We start from the raw sequence: 15,034 nt of genomic DNA, 5'->3' as shown, positions 1-15,034 counted from the left end.
GACACCTTCGCCTTCCTAGATGGGTATTTCGATCAGTACGGCCGTGGCGCCGCCCGCGCCCTGGCCGACCTGCGCATGCCCCCCGAGGGCGGCTGCGCGTTCGCTGATGGAACGTGGGCGGAAGTTCGAGAAGTCCATGCCGCAGGACTCGTTTTCGATCCCGATCTGCAGCTTGCCGTCCCCGCAGCCGATGCGGATGCAGCCGCGGTGCGCATGGGTGTGCTTGCAGATGTTGTTCAGTCCTTCGCGCACCAGCTGCAGCACTTCGGCCGTCATCCGGTCGTCCAGGTGGACATCGCCATCGACCAGGATCTCCATGTCGATGCCGTAGAGCGTCTTGATGCGCGCGGCCTGGCGGTGCAGGTGCGGAAGAATGAACTCGCAGTGGCTTTCGCCGCCATGCTTGACGATGCCTGCATAGTGGCGCAGGTCGGCCACCACGCCATCGGCCATGCTGGCGAGCTTGTCCAGGTCTTCGACCAGCGGGTTGTCGGCGCCCGCCTTCTTGCGCAGCGCACTCAGCCCCAGCTTCAGGCCGATGTAGGGCTGGATCGCGGTGTCGTGCAGGTCCAGCGAGATCTTCAGGCGCTCCTTCGAGGCCGCCTCCGAGGCCATCCGGTCGAGCACCCCGATGGTCTCGATCACGGGAAAGACCTGGTTCATCATGTGCGAGAGGAACAGCGCATCCGATTTGCGGAAATGCCCCTCGCCGGACGAGACGTAGATGCGTCCTTCTCCCTGGCGCGTCGGCAGCGGTGCGCTGATGAAGGAGCGCGCCTCCAGCATGGCGGCAACCGCGGCGCTGCGCCGCAGGCCCGGCTCGTCCTGCGGGTACCAGCGGCGCAGACGCAGGTCGAAGGCATGCCCCTGCACGCACAGCCGGCTCAGCGGCCAGGGCAGGCGGTTGCGCAGCACGATGTGGCCGGGGTTCAGCGTCATCAGCGGCAATTCGAAAGCTTGGTCGATAGTCTCGACGTCGACCGCCTCGCCCGCGTGGCTTTGCCTGAGCGTGCGCATGACCCAGCTGCCGGTGGCCGTGTCGCGCGTCAGGAGCACGCAGTGGCTTGCCTTGTAGAAGGCCAGCGTCTTCTCCATGGTGCTGGCGATCGTGCGGGCCACGCCGAACCGGGGGTTCGACAGCCGGCTCACCTGGCTCAGCAGGGAAAGGCGCCGCCGCAGCTCGACCTTCGATCCGCCCCAGTGCCCGATCATGTGGCCCAGTGCCAGCAGGAAGGTGGTGCGCATCAGCAGCTGCGGCGTGTCGCCCGCGAGGCTCGCTCCCAGGCCGCAGACGGCAAACGAGGCGACCGAGGCCATGGTGACCCGGGCGCCTTCCTCGTATCCCCACCGGAAGGACGACGTGAGGATGGCAAAGAAGTAGAAGAGAAAATAAAGGCTGCCCGTGCCGCCGCTCGCGAAGACGATCTGCGTGAACCACAGCACATCGAACCAGTGGATGGCCTTGCCCTGGAAGTAGGGCTGGCCCTTGCGCGTGCAGATGTACACGCCAAGGCTGTAGATCGCGTAGCAGGAGAAGGTGAGCCAGACCGCGTTGCCTACGACCCGCTGCGGCGCATCGTGAAGATCAACCGCAACCGCCAGCAGCGCCGACACCGACAGCACCAGCCGCATCCGCGCCACCATGAGCGCATCGGCACTGAGGCTGGAGTCGGTCCCGGAATCCGGGTCGATGGAGTGGGCTTGCATGGCGCGGTTTCGAGTGCATAGAACGGCTCATGCCTCGCCAGCCATCCACGACAGGGCACCGATGCCTCTGGGACGGAAGCTCTGCGAGGTAACACCTTGGTTCACTTTTGCGCCAAAATTAATAACTGCGAGGATTTCACATTACTACTTTTGTAGTCGAAAGCAATACTTTTTGTTTAACCCCGACCGCAATGTGTACTTTTGTTACCGAATGATGCAAATTGCGGCTGCCAGCCAGCAGATGTATCGGCGCTCGGAGGAGTGCCCGGTGGCCGGGCAAAGAAAAAGGCTCGGAAAAATCCGAGCCCTTTTGATGGGATGGTGGAGAGGATGAGGATCGAACTCACGACCTCCGCATTGCGAACGCGGCGCTCTCCCAGCTGAGCTACCCCCCCAACGCAAACCGGATTTTAACCAGAACAGGCCCGGGAGCGCATGGCCCGCATGCCAAGATGCGCCCTTCGAAAAAAGAAGGAAAGCACCACCTGCATGGCCTCGTACGAACCCGCCTGGCTGGAAGGCATGTACAACAATCTTGCGCGCGTGAAGGATCACCCGGCGTACTTCGCCCGCTGGGGGCGCGACTCGCAAGCCGTGCGCGAAGCCCTGGCCGGCCGCATCGACGTGCCCTATGGCCCGGGCGTGAACGAGACGCTCGACATCTTTCCCGCACCCGTGCCCGGCGCGCCGGTGCTGGTGTTCATTCACGGCGGCTACTGGCGCGGAATGGACAAGCGCGACCATTCGTTCATTGCGCCCGCATTCAACGACCGCGGCGTGTGCGTGGTGATGCCCAACTACGCGCTGTGCCCCGGAACGGCGGAGGAACCCGTCACCGTGCCGGGCATCCTCATGCAGATGGTGCGCGCGCTCGAGTGGACCTGGCGCCATGCCGCGAGCTTTGGTGCCGACCCCTCGCGCATCACCGTGGCCGGGCACTCGGCCGGCGGCCATATGGCGGCGGCGCTGCTGGCCTGCGACTGGAAGGCGGTCGCGCCCGACCTGCCGGCGCAGCTGGTGCGCAATGCGCTGTCGATCTCGGGCCTGCACGACCTTCGGCCGCTGCAGCGCACGCCGTTCCTCGAAAACGTCCTGAAGCTCGGCGATGCGGATGCGCGGCGCGCCAGCCCCGCGCTCTGGCCGGCCCCCGCGCGCGGCCAGCTCCATGCGCTGGTGGGGGCCGAGGAGAGCGAAGAGTTCATTCGCCAGAATGCGTTGATACGCCAGGCGTGGGGCCGCAACGCCGTGCCCGTGTGCGAATCGCTTGCCGGGCTGAACCACTTCAGCATCGTCGACGCGCTGGCGGATCCGGCCCACAGGCTGCATCGCGATGCGGTGCAGCTGCTGGAGGCCTGACCCGGCCGGGCCTACATCAGCAGGTGCTCGCCCGCGTTGTCGCCGCCGAGCGTGACGTAGTTGACCTTGCGGATGTCCATCAGCGCGCGGCCGCCCGCGTAGCTGATGGAGCTTTGCACGTCCTGCTCCATCTCGATCAGCGTGTCGGCCAGCTTGCCCTTGATGGGCTCGAGGATGCGCTTGCCCTCGACGTGCTTGTATTCGCCCTTGTTGAAGTCGCTGGCGGAGCCGTAGTACTCCTTGAAGAGCGCGCCGTCGACCTCGACGGTGCGGCCCGGCGATTCCTCGTGCCCCGCAAAGAGCGAGCCGATCATCACCATCGAGGCGCCGAAGCGCACGCTCTTGGCAATGTCGCCGTGGTCGCGGATGCCGCCGTCCGCGATGATCGGCTTGGTTGCCACGCGCGCACACCACTTGAGCGCGCTGAGCTGCCAGCCGCCGGTGCCGAAGCCGGTCTTGAGCTTGGTGATGCAGACCTTGCCCGGGCCGATGCCGACCTTGGTGGCGTCGGCGCCCCAGTTTTCCAGGTCGATCACCGCTTCGGGCGTGCCGATGTTGCCGGCAATCACGAACGAGCCCGGCAGCTTCTGCTTGAGGTAGCCGATCATGTTCTTCACGCTGTCGGCATGGCCGTGCGCGATGTCGATCGTGATGTATTCGGGCACGAGGCCCTCGGCCACCAGCTGGTCGACGGTGTCGTAGTCGGGCTTCTTCACGCCCAGCGAGATCGAGGCGAACACGCCCTTGGCGTGCATCTGCTTGACGAACTTCACGTTGTCCAGGTCGAAGCGGTGCATCACGTAGAAGTAGCCGTTCTGCGCGAGCCACAGGCAGATCGGCTCGTCCACCACCGTCTTCATGTTGGCCGGCACCACCGGCAGGCGGAAGCTGCGCGCGCCGAGCGTCACGCTGGCGTCGCACTCCGAGCGGCTTTCCACGCGGCACTTGCGCGGAAGCAAAAGGATGTTGTCGTAATCGAAGATCTGCATGAGAAACCAAGCTTCCTGTGAAAGGTGCGCCGCCGAACGATTTCGGAGCGGCGTGGGCGCTTGGTCCCGGCCCGGTCATTGGCGCCATGCAGGCACAAAAAAACCGGGCGACAAGAAACTTGGGCCCGGTGATTGATTATAGGGAGGTGGCGCCGCGCCTTCCTGCGCGCTTTCGTATAGACCTTATTCGCCAGCCGGTCTGCCCGGCCGGGCCGTATTGGCGAAGCGCGCCCCGCAGCAGTACCATTTGACGCAGATCAGTGCCGCGCGGCGGGCGCGCTCGACAATGCCGCTGGCGCAGCACCTCTTGCGCCCCGTTCATTTCTTCTTCTGGAGACCGTTCCCATGCTTCGCCGCCGCCTCGCCGCCACCGCCGTTCTGGCGCTCGCTTCTCTCGCCGCTTCCTCCGCCTTCGCTGCCGACTGCAGCGTGGAGATCGAAGGCAACGACGCCATGCAGTTCAACAAGCCTGCCATCGAGGTGAGCAAGAGCTGCAAGGAATTCACCGTCAAGCTCAAGCACGCCGGCAAGCTGCCGAAGCAGGCCATGGGCCACAACTGGGTGCTTGCCAAGACGGCCGACGTGCAGGCGGTCGCCGCCGATGGCGTTGCTGCCGGCCTGCCGCAAGATTATGTGAAGGCCGGCGACGCGCGCGTCGTGGCGCACACCAAGGTCGTCGGCGGCGGCGAAAGCGACAGCGTGAGCTTTCCGGTCGCCAAGCTGAGCGCGGCCGACAGCTACACCTTCTTCTGCTCCTTCCCGGGCCATTCGTCGATCATGAAGGGCACGCTGAAACTCGTGAAGTAAAAGAAGGGCGCGGGCAACCCCGCCGCCGCGTCGGGACGCCCCGGCTTCCTACAATGCCGGGATGTCTCTTTTCGGCTCGTACGACGCCACTGCCGGCGCACCCCCATCCCCAGCGGCCGATTCGCCCCTGCTCGCCAACCTCAACCCCGAGCAGCGTGCCGCGGTCACCTTGCCTGCGGGCAATGCGCTGATCCTTGCCGGCGCCGGTTCGGGCAAGACGCGGGTGCTGACCACCCGCATCGCCTGGCTGCTGCAGACCGGCCAGGTCTCCCCCGGCGGCATCCTGGCCGTGACCTTCACCAACAAGGCCGCCAAGGAAATGATGACGCGGCTCACGGCAATGCTGCCCGTCAACGTGCGCGGCATGTGGATCGGCACCTTCCACGGCCTGTGCAACCGCTTTTTGCGCGCGCACTGGAAGCTGGCCAACCTGCCGTCCACCTTCCAGATCCTCGACACGCAGGACCAGCTCTCGGCCATCAAGCGGCTCATGAAGCAGTTCAACGTCGACGACGAGCGCTTTCCGGCCAAGCAGACCCAGTGGTTCATTGCCGGCGCCAAGGAAGACGGCCTGCGCCCGAAGGACGTGGAGATCCGCACCGAGGACGACCGCAAGAAAGTAGAGCTCTACCAGCTCTACGAAGAGCAGTGCCAGCGCGAAGGCGTGGTCGACTTCGGCGAACTCATGCTGCGCAGCTACGAACTGCTGCGCGACAACGACCCGGTGCGCGAGCACTACCAGCGGCGTTTCCGCCACATCCTGATCGACGAGTTCCAGGACACCAACCGCCTGCAGTACGCATGGATCAAGATGCTGTCGGGCAGCACCGCGGCCGGAGGCCAGTTCGTGCCGGGCGAGAACAACAGCGTGATTGCCGTGGGCGACGACGACCAGAGCATCTACGCCTTTCGCGGCGCGCGCGTGGGCAACATGGCCGACTTCGTGCGCGAGTTCGATGTGCGCCACCAGATCAAGCTGGAGCAGAACTACCGCAGCTACAGCAACATCCTCGACTCGGCCAACGAACTCATCAGCCACAACAAGAAGCGCTTGGGCAAGAACCTGCGCACCGACCAGGGCCCGGGCGAGCCGGTGCGCGTGTACGAATCGCCCACCGACCTGGCCGAGGCGCAGTGGATGGTCGAGGAAATGCGCCAGCTCGTGCGCGACGGCTTCGACCGCAAGGAAATGGCCGTGCTCTACCGCAGCAATGCGCAGAGCCGGGTGATCGAAACGGCGCTCTTCAACGCCTCGGTGCCGTACCGCGTGTACGGCGGCCTGCGCTTCTTCGAGCGCGCCGAAATCAAGCACGCGCTGGCCTACCTGCGCCTGCTCGAGAACAAGGACGACGACACCAGCTTCCTGCGCGTGGTCAACTTTCCGCCGCGCGGCATCGGCGCGCGCACGCTCGAGCAACTGCAGGACGCGGCGCGCACGGCGGGCCGTTCGCTGCACGACGCGGTGCATGCCGTCGGCGGCAAGGCGGGCTCGAACCTCACGGCCTTCGTGGCCAAGATCGACGTGCTGCGCGAGCAGACGCAGGGCGCGAGCCTGCGCGAGATCATCGAGCTGGTGCTCGACCACAGCGGCCTCGTCGAACACTACAAGGCCGACCGCGAAGGCGCCGACCGCATCGAGAACCTGGAAGAACTGGTGAACGCGGCCGAGAGCTTCGTCACGCAGGAAGGCTTCGGCCGCGATGCCGTGGCGCTGCCCATCGACGAGCTGCGCCAGTCGCCCGCGAGCCAGGGCCTGGACCCGAATCGGCCCGTCATCGACGAACCGCTCGCGCCCGATGCCGAGACCGGCGAAACGCTGAGCCCGCTGGCTGCGTTCCTCACGCATGCGGCGCTCGAGTCGGGCGACAACCAGGCGCAGGCCGGGCAGGACGCGGTGCAGCTCATGACCGTTCACGCCGCCAAGGGGCTGGAGTTCGACTGCGTGTTCATCACCGGCATGGAAGAGGGCCTGTTCCCGCACGAGAACTCCATGAGTGACTTCGAGAGCCTCGAGGAAGAGCGCCGCCTGATGTACGTGGCGATCACGCGCGCACGCAAGCGCCTGTACCTGAGCCATTCGCAGACGCGCATGCTGCACGGCCAGACACGCTACAACGTGAAGAGCCGCTTCTTCGAGGAGCTGCCCGAAGGCGCGCTCAAGTGGCTCACGCCGAAGAACCAGGCCTTCACGCCCTCGGCCTTCGGCTATGGCGGCGGCTATGCGAGCACGCGCGGCGGTGGAGGCAGTTACAGCGGCGGTGGCGGCTACGGCGGCAACAAGGACAGCTTCGCGAGCCCGCCGGTGCCGCCCCAGAAGGCCGCGCCCTCGCACGGCCTGCGCTCGGGCATGCAGGTGTTCCACAACAAGTTCGGCGAAGGCACGGTGCTGTCGCTCGAAGGCAGCGTCGACGACGCGCGCGCGCAGGTCAAGTTCGCGCGCCACGGCGTGAAGTGGCTTGCGCTGTCGGTGGCCAAGCTCACGCCGGTGTGAGCGCGTGCTGCTATTAAACAAATAGCTGAGGCTGCAGTAACCACGGGCTTTTTGAGCGATTTTTAGTCGGGCAACCGCCGTACACTCCATGCTCGCCAAAAACGGGGGAGTTGAGGATGTGGTTCCTTGGCATGATCGCCGGTCTTTTCATCGGGGCCCTGGCCGAATCGGTTCCGGCCGCGCTGATCCTGGCGGTGGTCGGCGCGTTCGCGCTGCCGAAGATCATCGGCAAGAAAACCGCCGCCGGACCCGCGCGCAGCGAGGCTGAGAGCGCACAGCCTTCCAGCGGCGCGGCCGCGCCACCCGCAGGCAGCATGTCGACACTGCAGCAGCGCGTGACCGAACTCGAACAGCGCGTGAGCCTGCTCGAACAGCGGCTGGCACAGGGTGCGGGCGGCGCGGTGCTCGCGCCGCCCATCGATCCGGCGGTCCAGGCCGCGCCCCCCGTGCCGCTTGCCGTGCGGCCCGCGGCAGTGGCCGATGCAGGTGTTGCCGCGGCGCATGTTCCGCTGCCGGAGATCCGGCCCGCAGCAATCCAGCCGCCGCCCGAAGCCGCTGCGCCCGCGCCTGCCAGGCCGCCCGCGGCCATGCCGGCACCACCGCGGCGCCCACCACCGCCGGTCCCGCTGCGCGACCGCCTGCCCGCGCCCATCGCCAACCTGGTCTTCGGCGGCAACATGCTGGTGAAGCTCGGCGTGCTGATCCTGTTCCTCGGGCTGGCCTTCCTGCTGCGCTACACGGCCGAGCGCGTCACGGTGCCTGTCGAGCTGCGCTATGCGGCGGTGGCACTGGTGGGCGCGGGCCTGCTGGCGCTGGGCTGGCTGCTGCGCCGCAAGCGCACCGGCTACGCGCTGATCCTGCAGGGCGCCGGCATCGGCGTGTTCTACCTGACGACGCTGGCAGCGATGAAGCTGCACGAGCTGCTGCCGCCGACCGCCGGCTTCGCCTTCCTGTTTGGCGTGGCCGTGCTGAGCGCGGTGCTCGCGGTGCTGCAGAACGCGCCGCTGCTGGCCATCGTCGCGGTGCTCGAGGGCTTTGCGGCGCCGGTGCTCGCGTCCACCGGGCAGAACCGGCCGGTGGGGCTTTTGACCTACCTGCTGGTGCTCGACGTGGGCATCGTGCTGATCGCGTGGTTCAAGGCCTGGCGCGTGCTGAACCTGATCGGCTTCGTCGGCACTTTCACGCTGGCCGCGGGGTGGGCGCACAGGTACTACACGCACGACCAGTACGGCATCGTGCAGCCCTTCCTGCTGGTGTTCTTCCTGCTGTTCGTCGCCATCGGCCTGCTGTTCGCGCGCCGCACATTGTTCGACGCGCCGGTGCAGCCTGCGCAGCCGCTGGCCGCGCGTGCGCTCGATACGCTGCGCCGTGCGGGCCGCGTCGACAGCTCGCTGGTGTTCGGCACGCCCATGGTCGCCTTCGGCATGCAGGTGCTGCTGATGCAGCCGTGGGCGTACGGCGCCGCGTTCTCGGCCATGGCGCTCGCGGCCTTCTACCTGGTGCTGGGCCGCCTGGTGTTCGCCACGCAGCCCAAGGGCCTCGCGCTGCTGGCGGAGGCCTACGCCATCGTGGGCGTGATCTTCGGCACGCTCGCCATTCCGCTGGGCCTCGAAGGCCGGTGGACCGGTGCGGCCTGGGCCGTGGAAGCGGCCGGCATGTACTGGCTGGGCGCGCGGCAGCAGCGCGTGTATGCGCGCGCCTTCTCGTTCGTGGTGTTTGCCGGCGCGGTGTGGAAGCTGCTCGAAGCCACGCAGCTCGACGCGGCGGCGGGGCATCCGCTGCTGCAGGGATCGGTGATCGGGCCGCTGCTGGTGGCAGTCAGCGCCTTCGCGATGTGGGCGATTCATCGCGGCGCGAAGCTCGATGAAGGCAACGGCTGGGAGGCGCTGGCGGGGACCGCGCTGCCGTGGCTCGGCATGGGCGCGCTCACGCTGCTGCTGTGGCAGTGGTTCACGCCGCCGTGGGCGGCGGCGGCAACCGCGGTGCTGGCTTCTGCCGCCTTTGCGGTGTCGGTGCGCTTGCAGTTGCGGCCGCTGGCTTTCGTGAGCTATGGCATGCAGGCGCTGGCGGTGGCCGGCTTCATCGCCACGCTGCACCAGGTTGCCGATGCGCATCGCGGCGGCGAGGTGCTGGCGAGCGGCTGGCAGGGCGCGGCGGCGGCGAGCCTGATCGCGCTGAGCCTGCTCGGCAGCGCCGCGTGGTCGATGCTGCAGGCGCACCGCGCGGCATTGGTACGCGGCATCCAGCCGGTGTGGTCGCTGGGCAATGCGATCGCGGTGATCGCGGGCGTGGGCCTGCTGCATCTGGCGATGCTGTTCCAGCTGAGCCTTGCGCAGGCGGCGCTGCTGTGGCCGATCACGGCGACCGTGGTGCTCTGGGTGGCGCTGCGCATCGCGCACGGGCCGCTCGCGGCGCTGGCGGGCGTGCTGCAGCTCGTCTCGGCGCTGCTTCACGTCTACGGCCGCATCTTTCATGCGGAAGCCGCGCCGCCGGCTTTCGCGCACCTGGGCTTCTGGACGCCGGTGGTGCTGGGGCTCGCGGCGCTGCTGGCCGGCGGCTGGATCAGCGGCGAAGCAGGGCGGCGCGCCACCGGCGGCGGTACCGTGGCTCCGCGCAAGCGCTGGATCAACGACTGGTGCGCCAATCCCGCCGCGCTGTGGCTGCCGGTGGTCTGGGGGCTGGGCTGGTGGCTCTTCGGCTGGCTCGACGAAACGGGCGAGGTACTGCGCCGCAACGGGCTGGCCGCGCACCTGGCCGCGGCTGCGGTGGCGATCGTGCTCGTGACCTCCGCGCTTTCGGCGCTCGTGGCGCACCGGCGCATTTGGCCGCAGCTCGGCCGCGCGACCCTGGCCACCTTGCCGGGCCTCGGCCTGATCGCCGTCCATGCCGTTGCGCTGGCAGCGCCGCTGGTCTACGTGCCGTCGAGTGCGCTCGGCTGGATCGCCTGGCCGCTGGCGCTGCTGTGGCACCTGCGGCTGCTGCATGCGCAAAGGCGCTGGCTGGGCGCATCGGCGCTGGTGCCTTTCCACGTGGCGGGCTTCTGGTTCTTTGTGCTGCTCGCGGCGCGCGAGTGCCAGTGGCAGCTCGGGCGCGTCGGCGCGGAATGGTCGAGCTGGCAATTGCTGGGCTGGGCCATCGTGCCCGCGGTGGCGCTGTGGATGCTGCGCTCGCGCGCGCTGCTGCAGCGCTGGCCGCTGGCCGAATACCGCGCCGCCTACCTCGAAGTCGCGGCGATGCCGGTGGCGGCCTATCTGCTCGCCTGGGCCTGGGTCACCAACGGCGCGAGCCCGGGCGACGCGGCGCCGCTGCCCTACGTGCCGCTCTTGAATCCGCTCGAGCTTGCGCAGTGGCTGGTGCTGTTCGCGCTGGTGCTTTGGTGGCGCGCCTTGCCCGAGGCGTCGTTCGCCCGCGTGCAGCCCATGGTGGCGAAGGGCGTGCTCGGCCTCACCGGCCTGGCGCTCCTGACGGGCATGGTGCTGCGCAGCTGCCATCACTATGCGGGCGTCGAATGGCGTTTCGACGCGCTCTACGCCTCGTGGCTCACGCAGGCGGCGCTTTCGATCACCTGGGCCGTCTGCGGCGTGGCCGCCATGGTGCTCGGCCATGCACGCGGGGTGCGCACCCTGTGGGTCGGCGGCGCGACGCTGCTTGGCGTTGTGGTGCTGAAACTGTTCTTTGTCGAGTTGGCGGACCGGGGCGGGTTGTTCCGCATCGTGTCGTTCATCGCGGTGGGCGCATTGCTGCTGCTGGTGGGCTATTTCGCGCCCGTGCCGCCGAAGAAGATCGAAAAGGAGAAAGATGTTGTGTTGCCCGAAGGAGGTGCAGCATGAAGCAGAACACGAAGCCGTCGCTTCTTCTGGCGGGTGTTCGCCTCGCCGTGGCCATGGCCGCGACCTGGTGTGGTGCGGCCGGCGCGCAGCCCGCCACCACCGCGCCCATTGCCCTGCAGGGCAGCGGGCCGTACTACCGGCTCACACTGCCGCTGGGCATCTACGGCCTGGCCGCGCGCAGCGACCTGCGCGACATCCGGGTGCGCAATGCCACCGGCAATGCCGTGCCCTACGCATGGCTGCGCGACGAGGCCGCGGCCCCGCGCTTCAGCTCGAAGGAAGTGCCGATCTTTGCGCTGCCCGCGGGTGCCGCAGATGCATCGGACGAGGCATCGCTGGGCTTCAGGGTGCGTCCCGACGGCTCGCTGGCGCTGGCCCGCAAGCCAGCGCGCCAGCAGGCCGAGGCGGCGCAGTGGCTGATCGATGCGAGCCAGCTCAAGGGCGGCCTGCTGCAGGCGCGCTTCGAGGTGGCGCCGGAGGCGCGCGGCCTGTTCGCCTTCAGGCTGGAGGCCAGCGACGACCTGCGGCACTGGCGGCCAGTTGGGGGCGAAGAACAGCTGGTGCGGCTTGCGCACGGCGGGCAGACCATCGAACGCCTCGCGGTCGAACTGGGCGGCGTGCATGCGCGCTTCCTGCGCCTGCGCTGGAGCGATCCGCAGAACGGCGCGCCGCTGACCGGCGTGGCAATCGACAGCGTGCAGGAGGCCGAACCCGCGGCGCCGCTCCAATGGTCCGGCGCGCTCAAGCCGGAGCGCTGCGGCGCCGACCATTGCGACTACGCACTGCCGCGCGGCCTGCCGGTGGAAGCGCTGCGCATCGACCTGGCCGACGTCAACACGCTGGCGCAGGTCGGCATCTCGGGCCTGCTCGCCGCCACGCCCACGGTCCCCGCCGATCCGGCGCCCGTGCCGCGCAATCCGCTGTATGCGCTGCGGCATCGGCAGCGCCCGCCTGTGGCGCCCACCGGCAGCGCGGGCGAGGTGCCGCTGCTCGACACCGTGGTGTACCGCCTTGCGCAAACGGGCGGCGAGGCGCGCTCGCCGGTGCTGGCGCTGGACGGCGCGCGCTACACGCACCTGCGGCTGCGCACCGCCGGACCGGTGAGCCTGCTGGGCGCGGCGCCGCCGTCGATTGTGGTGGGCGCCACGCCGCGCACGCTGGTGTTCCTGGCGCAAGGTGCCGCACCTTATTCGCTGGCCTGGAATGCCGTGCCGCCGAAGAACGCCGTGCAGGGCGGTCCGCCCGGCGCGGCGCTCGCGCTTGCCACCCTGCTGCCGGGCTACAGCGCGAACAAGCCGGTGGCGGCGGACGAGGCCACCGTCGTGCTGCCGCAGCCGCCGGTGGCCGCCGTCGATGCAGCAGTGGCCGCGGCGGCGCAATTGCCGGTGCCCACGCCGCCGGATCCGGCGCGCAAGTGGTGGCTGTGGGGCGCGCTGGGCATCGGCCTCTTGCTGCTGGCTGGCATGGCCTGGTCGCTGTTCGCGAGCCTGCGCAAGGACAAGGCCGCGGCCGATTGAGGAGGAGGCGGATCAGCTCGGATCGAAGCTGTCGCGGAAGGTGAACCAGGTGGAGCTCAGCGACATGGCCGCGAGCACCAGCGCCGATCCCACGATCAGCACGTTGCCGATGAGCGCCGCGCCGCCGGCCGCCGCGCCCACGCCGATCAGCACGGTGGCGATGAGCCCCATGCCGATGCCCGCGAGCAGGAACACGCCGAACCACGCCAGCACGAAGAGCGCGTAGGCGCCGAAGTTGCGGAACAGTGCCACCACGCTGAAGAAGATGCTCTTGACCGGCTCCACGCCGTGCCAGTGCACGAGCGCCGGGGCGTGCCACATTGCCAGCGAGAGCGGCAGGTTCAGGCACATGAGGAACATGCGCGCGACCTGGAAGTCGCTGCTCGCGATGGTCTCGGCCGAGGGCATGTCGTCGAGCAGGTAGGCGCGTGCCAGCTGTCCGCCGTCGATGAAGCTCGTGAGCAGCACCGCCACCACGAAATACGCCGCCGAGATCACGCCGAGCTTGACCAGCGAGCGCCACTCGGTGCGCATGGCGGCCGCCACCGCCACGAACATGGCCGAGCCGGTGGGCCGCTGCGCATGGCCGGCGGTGCCGGCACCCTCGGCGTTGTCGGTGTAGGCAATTGAAGTGGCCACCATCAGGCCCAGCGTCATGAAGGGCAGCAGGATCGGCGCCAGCACGCTGCCCACCAGCGGCAGCAGCGACACCGTCGAGATCAGCGCCATCAGCAGGAAGAACAGCGAGATGAAGGCGAGCGGCTGCCGCCAGAAGGTCTTGAGCCCGAGGCGGACCCATTCGGCGCCGGTTCGCGCCGGCACGATGTGGAGTTTCATTTTTGAAGGGTCAGGCGGGCAGCGGCTCGAGCGACTGCGCCATGGCATGCGGATGGGTGGCGCGCTCGCGCAGCACGCGCTCGAAGTGCGCCGGGTCGTGCGGCTTGAGCATGCTGGCTTCGCGCGGCAGGTGAAAGTCCCACAGCCGCGAGATCCAGAAGCGCAGCGCCGCGGCGCGCAGCATGGCGGGCAGCAGGGCGCGCTCAGCCGCATTCAGCGGGCGCACGCTTTCATAGGCCGCGAGCAGCGCATCGGCGCGTTCGGCGTCGTGCCGGCCGGTCGAAAGATCGATGGCCCAGTCGTTCAGGCACACGGCCAGGTCGAACAGCCAGGTGTCGGTGCCCGCGAAATAGAAGTCGAACACGCCGGTGAGGCGCGGCGCCGTGCCGGCGTCGTCTCCGGTGGCGAACATCACGTTGTCGCGGAACATGTCGGCATGCACGGGGCCGTGCGGCAGCGCCGCGTAGGCCGACGATTCGGCGATATGGTTTTGATACGCGAGTTCGGCGCGCAGCAGCGCCGCCTGGGATTCGTCCACGTAGGGCAGCACCACCGGCACGGTGTCGTTCCACCATGCGAGGCCGCGCAGGTTCGGCTGGATGCGCGGAAAGTCGCGCGCGGCCAGGTGCATGCGCGCGAGCAGGGCGCCCAGCTCGGCGCAATGGGCCGTGCCCGGCGCGAGCTCGCTGCGGCCCGAGAGCCGCTGCACCAGCGCGGCCGGCTTGCCCGCCACCTTGAGCAGCAGTTCGCACGGGGCGTTCGCGGGAATCGTCAGCGCATGGCCCGAGGGCGGCTGGATGGCCGGGTCGGCCACCGGCTCGGGCACCGGCAGGCCGCGGCCCGCCAGGTGCTTCATCAGACAAAGGTAGTAGGGAAGCTGCTCGGCGCCGAGGCGCTCGAACAGCGTCAGCACGAACTCGCCGCTTTCGGTGGTCGCGAAGTAGTTGGTGTTCTCGATGCCGCCCTCGATGCCGCGCAGCTCGCGCAGGGGGCCGAGGCCCAGGCGCTGCACGAGCGCGTCCGCCTCGCCGAACTCGACTTCGGTAAAAACTGCCATGGCGGTGCTCAGCGTCTTGCTGCAGATGGAAGGCGCGGCACGGTCAGAACTTCATCACGTTCCAGACCCGGGCGCCATTGCCGTTCGAGTTGGCATCGCCGGAACCCGTACGCGCGCCTGGATCGTTGGGCCGCACCTCGTAGCCCGGCACATTGGCCTTGGGCTTCACGTTGATGCTCTGCGTGCGGCCGCCGTAGCGCACCTCGTCGACCGAGGCGCCGCTGTCTTCCGTGTGGATGTGCTCGACCTTCTGGTTGCGGCGGCCTTCGGCCTGCTCCTGATTTTGTAGCGGCTCGGCCGGCGCAGGCGTTACGGCGGGCGCGGGCTGCGCCTGGACGGCGGCAACGGGGACGGCAAAGGCCAGCGCCAGCAGGATGCGGCGGGCGACCAGGAGTGTGGGGCTAGGCATAGCGGGATTGTAGGCGCGGGGGCGCTTTCGGCGT

At 68.5% G+C, this 15,034-nt stretch carries 10 protein-coding genes and 1 tRNA gene; 5 read left to right on the top strand and 6 right to left on the bottom strand.

All coding sequences use genetic code 11. From position 1 onward, the window contains the following. Positions 1–15: 15 nt before the first annotated feature. Together AC1DMS_RS10640 and AC1DMS_RS10635 are read right to left on the bottom strand one after the other, a co-directional pair. Positions 16–1,707, bottom strand: a complete 1,692-nt coding sequence (locus tag AC1DMS_RS10640) for a sensor histidine kinase (protein WP_478180978.1) — start codon at positions 1,705–1,707, stop codon at positions 16–18. A gap of 319 nt (positions 1,708–2,026) precedes the next feature. Continuing rightward, a tRNA-Ala gene (locus AC1DMS_RS10635) sits at positions 2,027–2,102 on the bottom strand. A gap of 94 nt (positions 2,103–2,196) precedes the next feature. Between AC1DMS_RS10635 and AC1DMS_RS10630 the strand changes: the two genes are divergently transcribed. Next, positions 2,197–3,063 (top strand): alpha/beta hydrolase, encoded by an 867-nt coding sequence (locus tag AC1DMS_RS10630; RefSeq protein WP_478180977.1) that lies wholly within the window; start codon positions 2,197–2,199, stop codon positions 3,061–3,063. Between the two features lie 11 nt (positions 3,064–3,074). Here the strand turns inward: AC1DMS_RS10630 and AC1DMS_RS10625 are convergent, their stop codons facing one another. Next, positions 3,075–4,052, bottom strand: coding sequence for a GMP reductase (locus AC1DMS_RS10625; RefSeq protein ID WP_012746677.1), 978 nt, complete (start codon positions 4,050–4,052; stop codon positions 3,075–3,077). A gap of 345 nt (positions 4,053–4,397) precedes the next feature. Between AC1DMS_RS10625 and azu the strand changes: the two genes are divergently transcribed. From azu to AC1DMS_RS10605, 4 genes are all read left to right on the top strand, one after another. Next, positions 4,398–4,859, top strand: a complete 462-nt coding sequence (gene azu, locus AC1DMS_RS10620) for an azurin (RefSeq protein WP_436299792.1) — start codon at positions 4,398–4,400, stop codon at positions 4,857–4,859. A 61-nt stretch (positions 4,860–4,920) separates the two neighbouring features. Then, positions 4,921–7,350 carry a UvrD-helicase domain-containing protein gene (locus AC1DMS_RS10615; protein ID WP_478180976.1) on the top strand — a complete coding sequence of 810 codons (2,430 nt, stop codon included), beginning with the start codon at positions 4,921–4,923 and terminating at the stop codon, positions 7,348–7,350. A gap of 131 nt (positions 7,351–7,481) precedes the next feature. Further along, entirely contained in the window at positions 7,482–11,180 is a 3,699-nt protein-coding gene (locus AC1DMS_RS10610) for a DUF2339 domain-containing protein (RefSeq protein WP_478180975.1), read from the top strand. Beyond that, positions 11,177–12,697, top strand: a complete 1,521-nt coding sequence (locus AC1DMS_RS10605) for a DUF3999 domain-containing protein (RefSeq protein WP_436043030.1) — start codon at positions 11,177–11,179, stop codon at positions 12,695–12,697. The genes AC1DMS_RS10610 and AC1DMS_RS10605 overlap by 4 nt, the downstream gene beginning before the upstream one ends. A gap of 12 nt (positions 12,698–12,709) precedes the next feature. Here AC1DMS_RS10605 and AC1DMS_RS10600 read toward each other — a convergent pair whose 3' ends face one another. The 3 genes from AC1DMS_RS10600 to AC1DMS_RS10590 are packed head-to-tail and all read right to left on the bottom strand — an operon-like array spanning position 12,710 to position 15,000. Continuing rightward, a complete protein-coding gene (locus tag AC1DMS_RS10600; RefSeq protein WP_018903138.1) occupies positions 12,710–13,534 on the bottom strand; it encodes a BPSS1780 family membrane protein in 825 nt (274 codons plus the stop codon). Positions 13,535–13,544: 10 nt separating this feature from the next. Beyond that, complete coding sequence (locus AC1DMS_RS10595) at positions 13,545–14,591, bottom strand: homoserine kinase (protein WP_436043032.1); 1,047 nt, start codon at positions 14,589–14,591, stop codon at positions 13,545–13,547. A gap of 43 nt (positions 14,592–14,634) precedes the next feature. Then, positions 14,635–15,000 (bottom strand): hypothetical protein, encoded by a 366-nt coding sequence (locus tag AC1DMS_RS10590; protein ID WP_436043034.1) that lies wholly within the window; start codon positions 14,998–15,000, stop codon positions 14,635–14,637. Positions 15,001–15,034 lie beyond the last annotated feature (34 nt).

The sequence above is a fragment of the Variovorax sp. 05T418 genome (assembly GCF_056396385.1).
The sequence above is the reverse complement of the archived record's forward strand: the minus strand, read 5'-3'. Positions and strand labels throughout refer to the sequence as shown.

Coding starts and splice junctions, on each gene's coding strand:
- AC1DMS_RS10615 (WP_478180976.1), top strand. CDS start 4,921: ATGTCTCTTTTCGGCTCGTACGACGCCACTGCCGGCGCACCCCCATCC.
- AC1DMS_RS10640 (WP_478180978.1), bottom strand. CDS start 1,707: ATGCAAGCCCACTCCATCGACCCGGATTCCGGGACCGACTCCAGCCTC.
- AC1DMS_RS10590 (WP_436043034.1), bottom strand. CDS start 15,000: ATGCCTAGCCCCACACTCCTGGTCGCCCGCCGCATCCTGCTGGCGCTG.
- AC1DMS_RS10625 (WP_012746677.1), bottom strand. CDS start 4,052: ATGCAGATCTTCGATTACGACAACATCCTTTTGCTTCCGCGCAAGTGC.
- AC1DMS_RS10600 (WP_018903138.1), bottom strand. CDS start 13,534: ATGAAACTCCACATCGTGCCGGCGCGAACCGGCGCCGAATGGGTCCGC.
- AC1DMS_RS10610 (WP_478180975.1), top strand. CDS start 7,482: ATGATCGCCGGTCTTTTCATCGGGGCCCTGGCCGAATCGGTTCCGGCC.
- AC1DMS_RS10595 (WP_436043032.1), bottom strand. CDS start 14,591: ATGGCAGTTTTTACCGAAGTCGAGTTCGGCGAGGCGGACGCGCTCGTG.
- AC1DMS_RS10605 (WP_436043030.1), top strand. CDS start 11,177: ATGAAGCAGAACACGAAGCCGTCGCTTCTTCTGGCGGGTGTTCGCCTC.
- azu (WP_436299792.1), top strand. CDS start 4,398: ATGCTTCGCCGCCGCCTCGCCGCCACCGCCGTTCTGGCGCTCGCTTCT.
- AC1DMS_RS10630 (WP_478180977.1), top strand. CDS start 2,197: ATGGCCTCGTACGAACCCGCCTGGCTGGAAGGCATGTACAACAATCTT.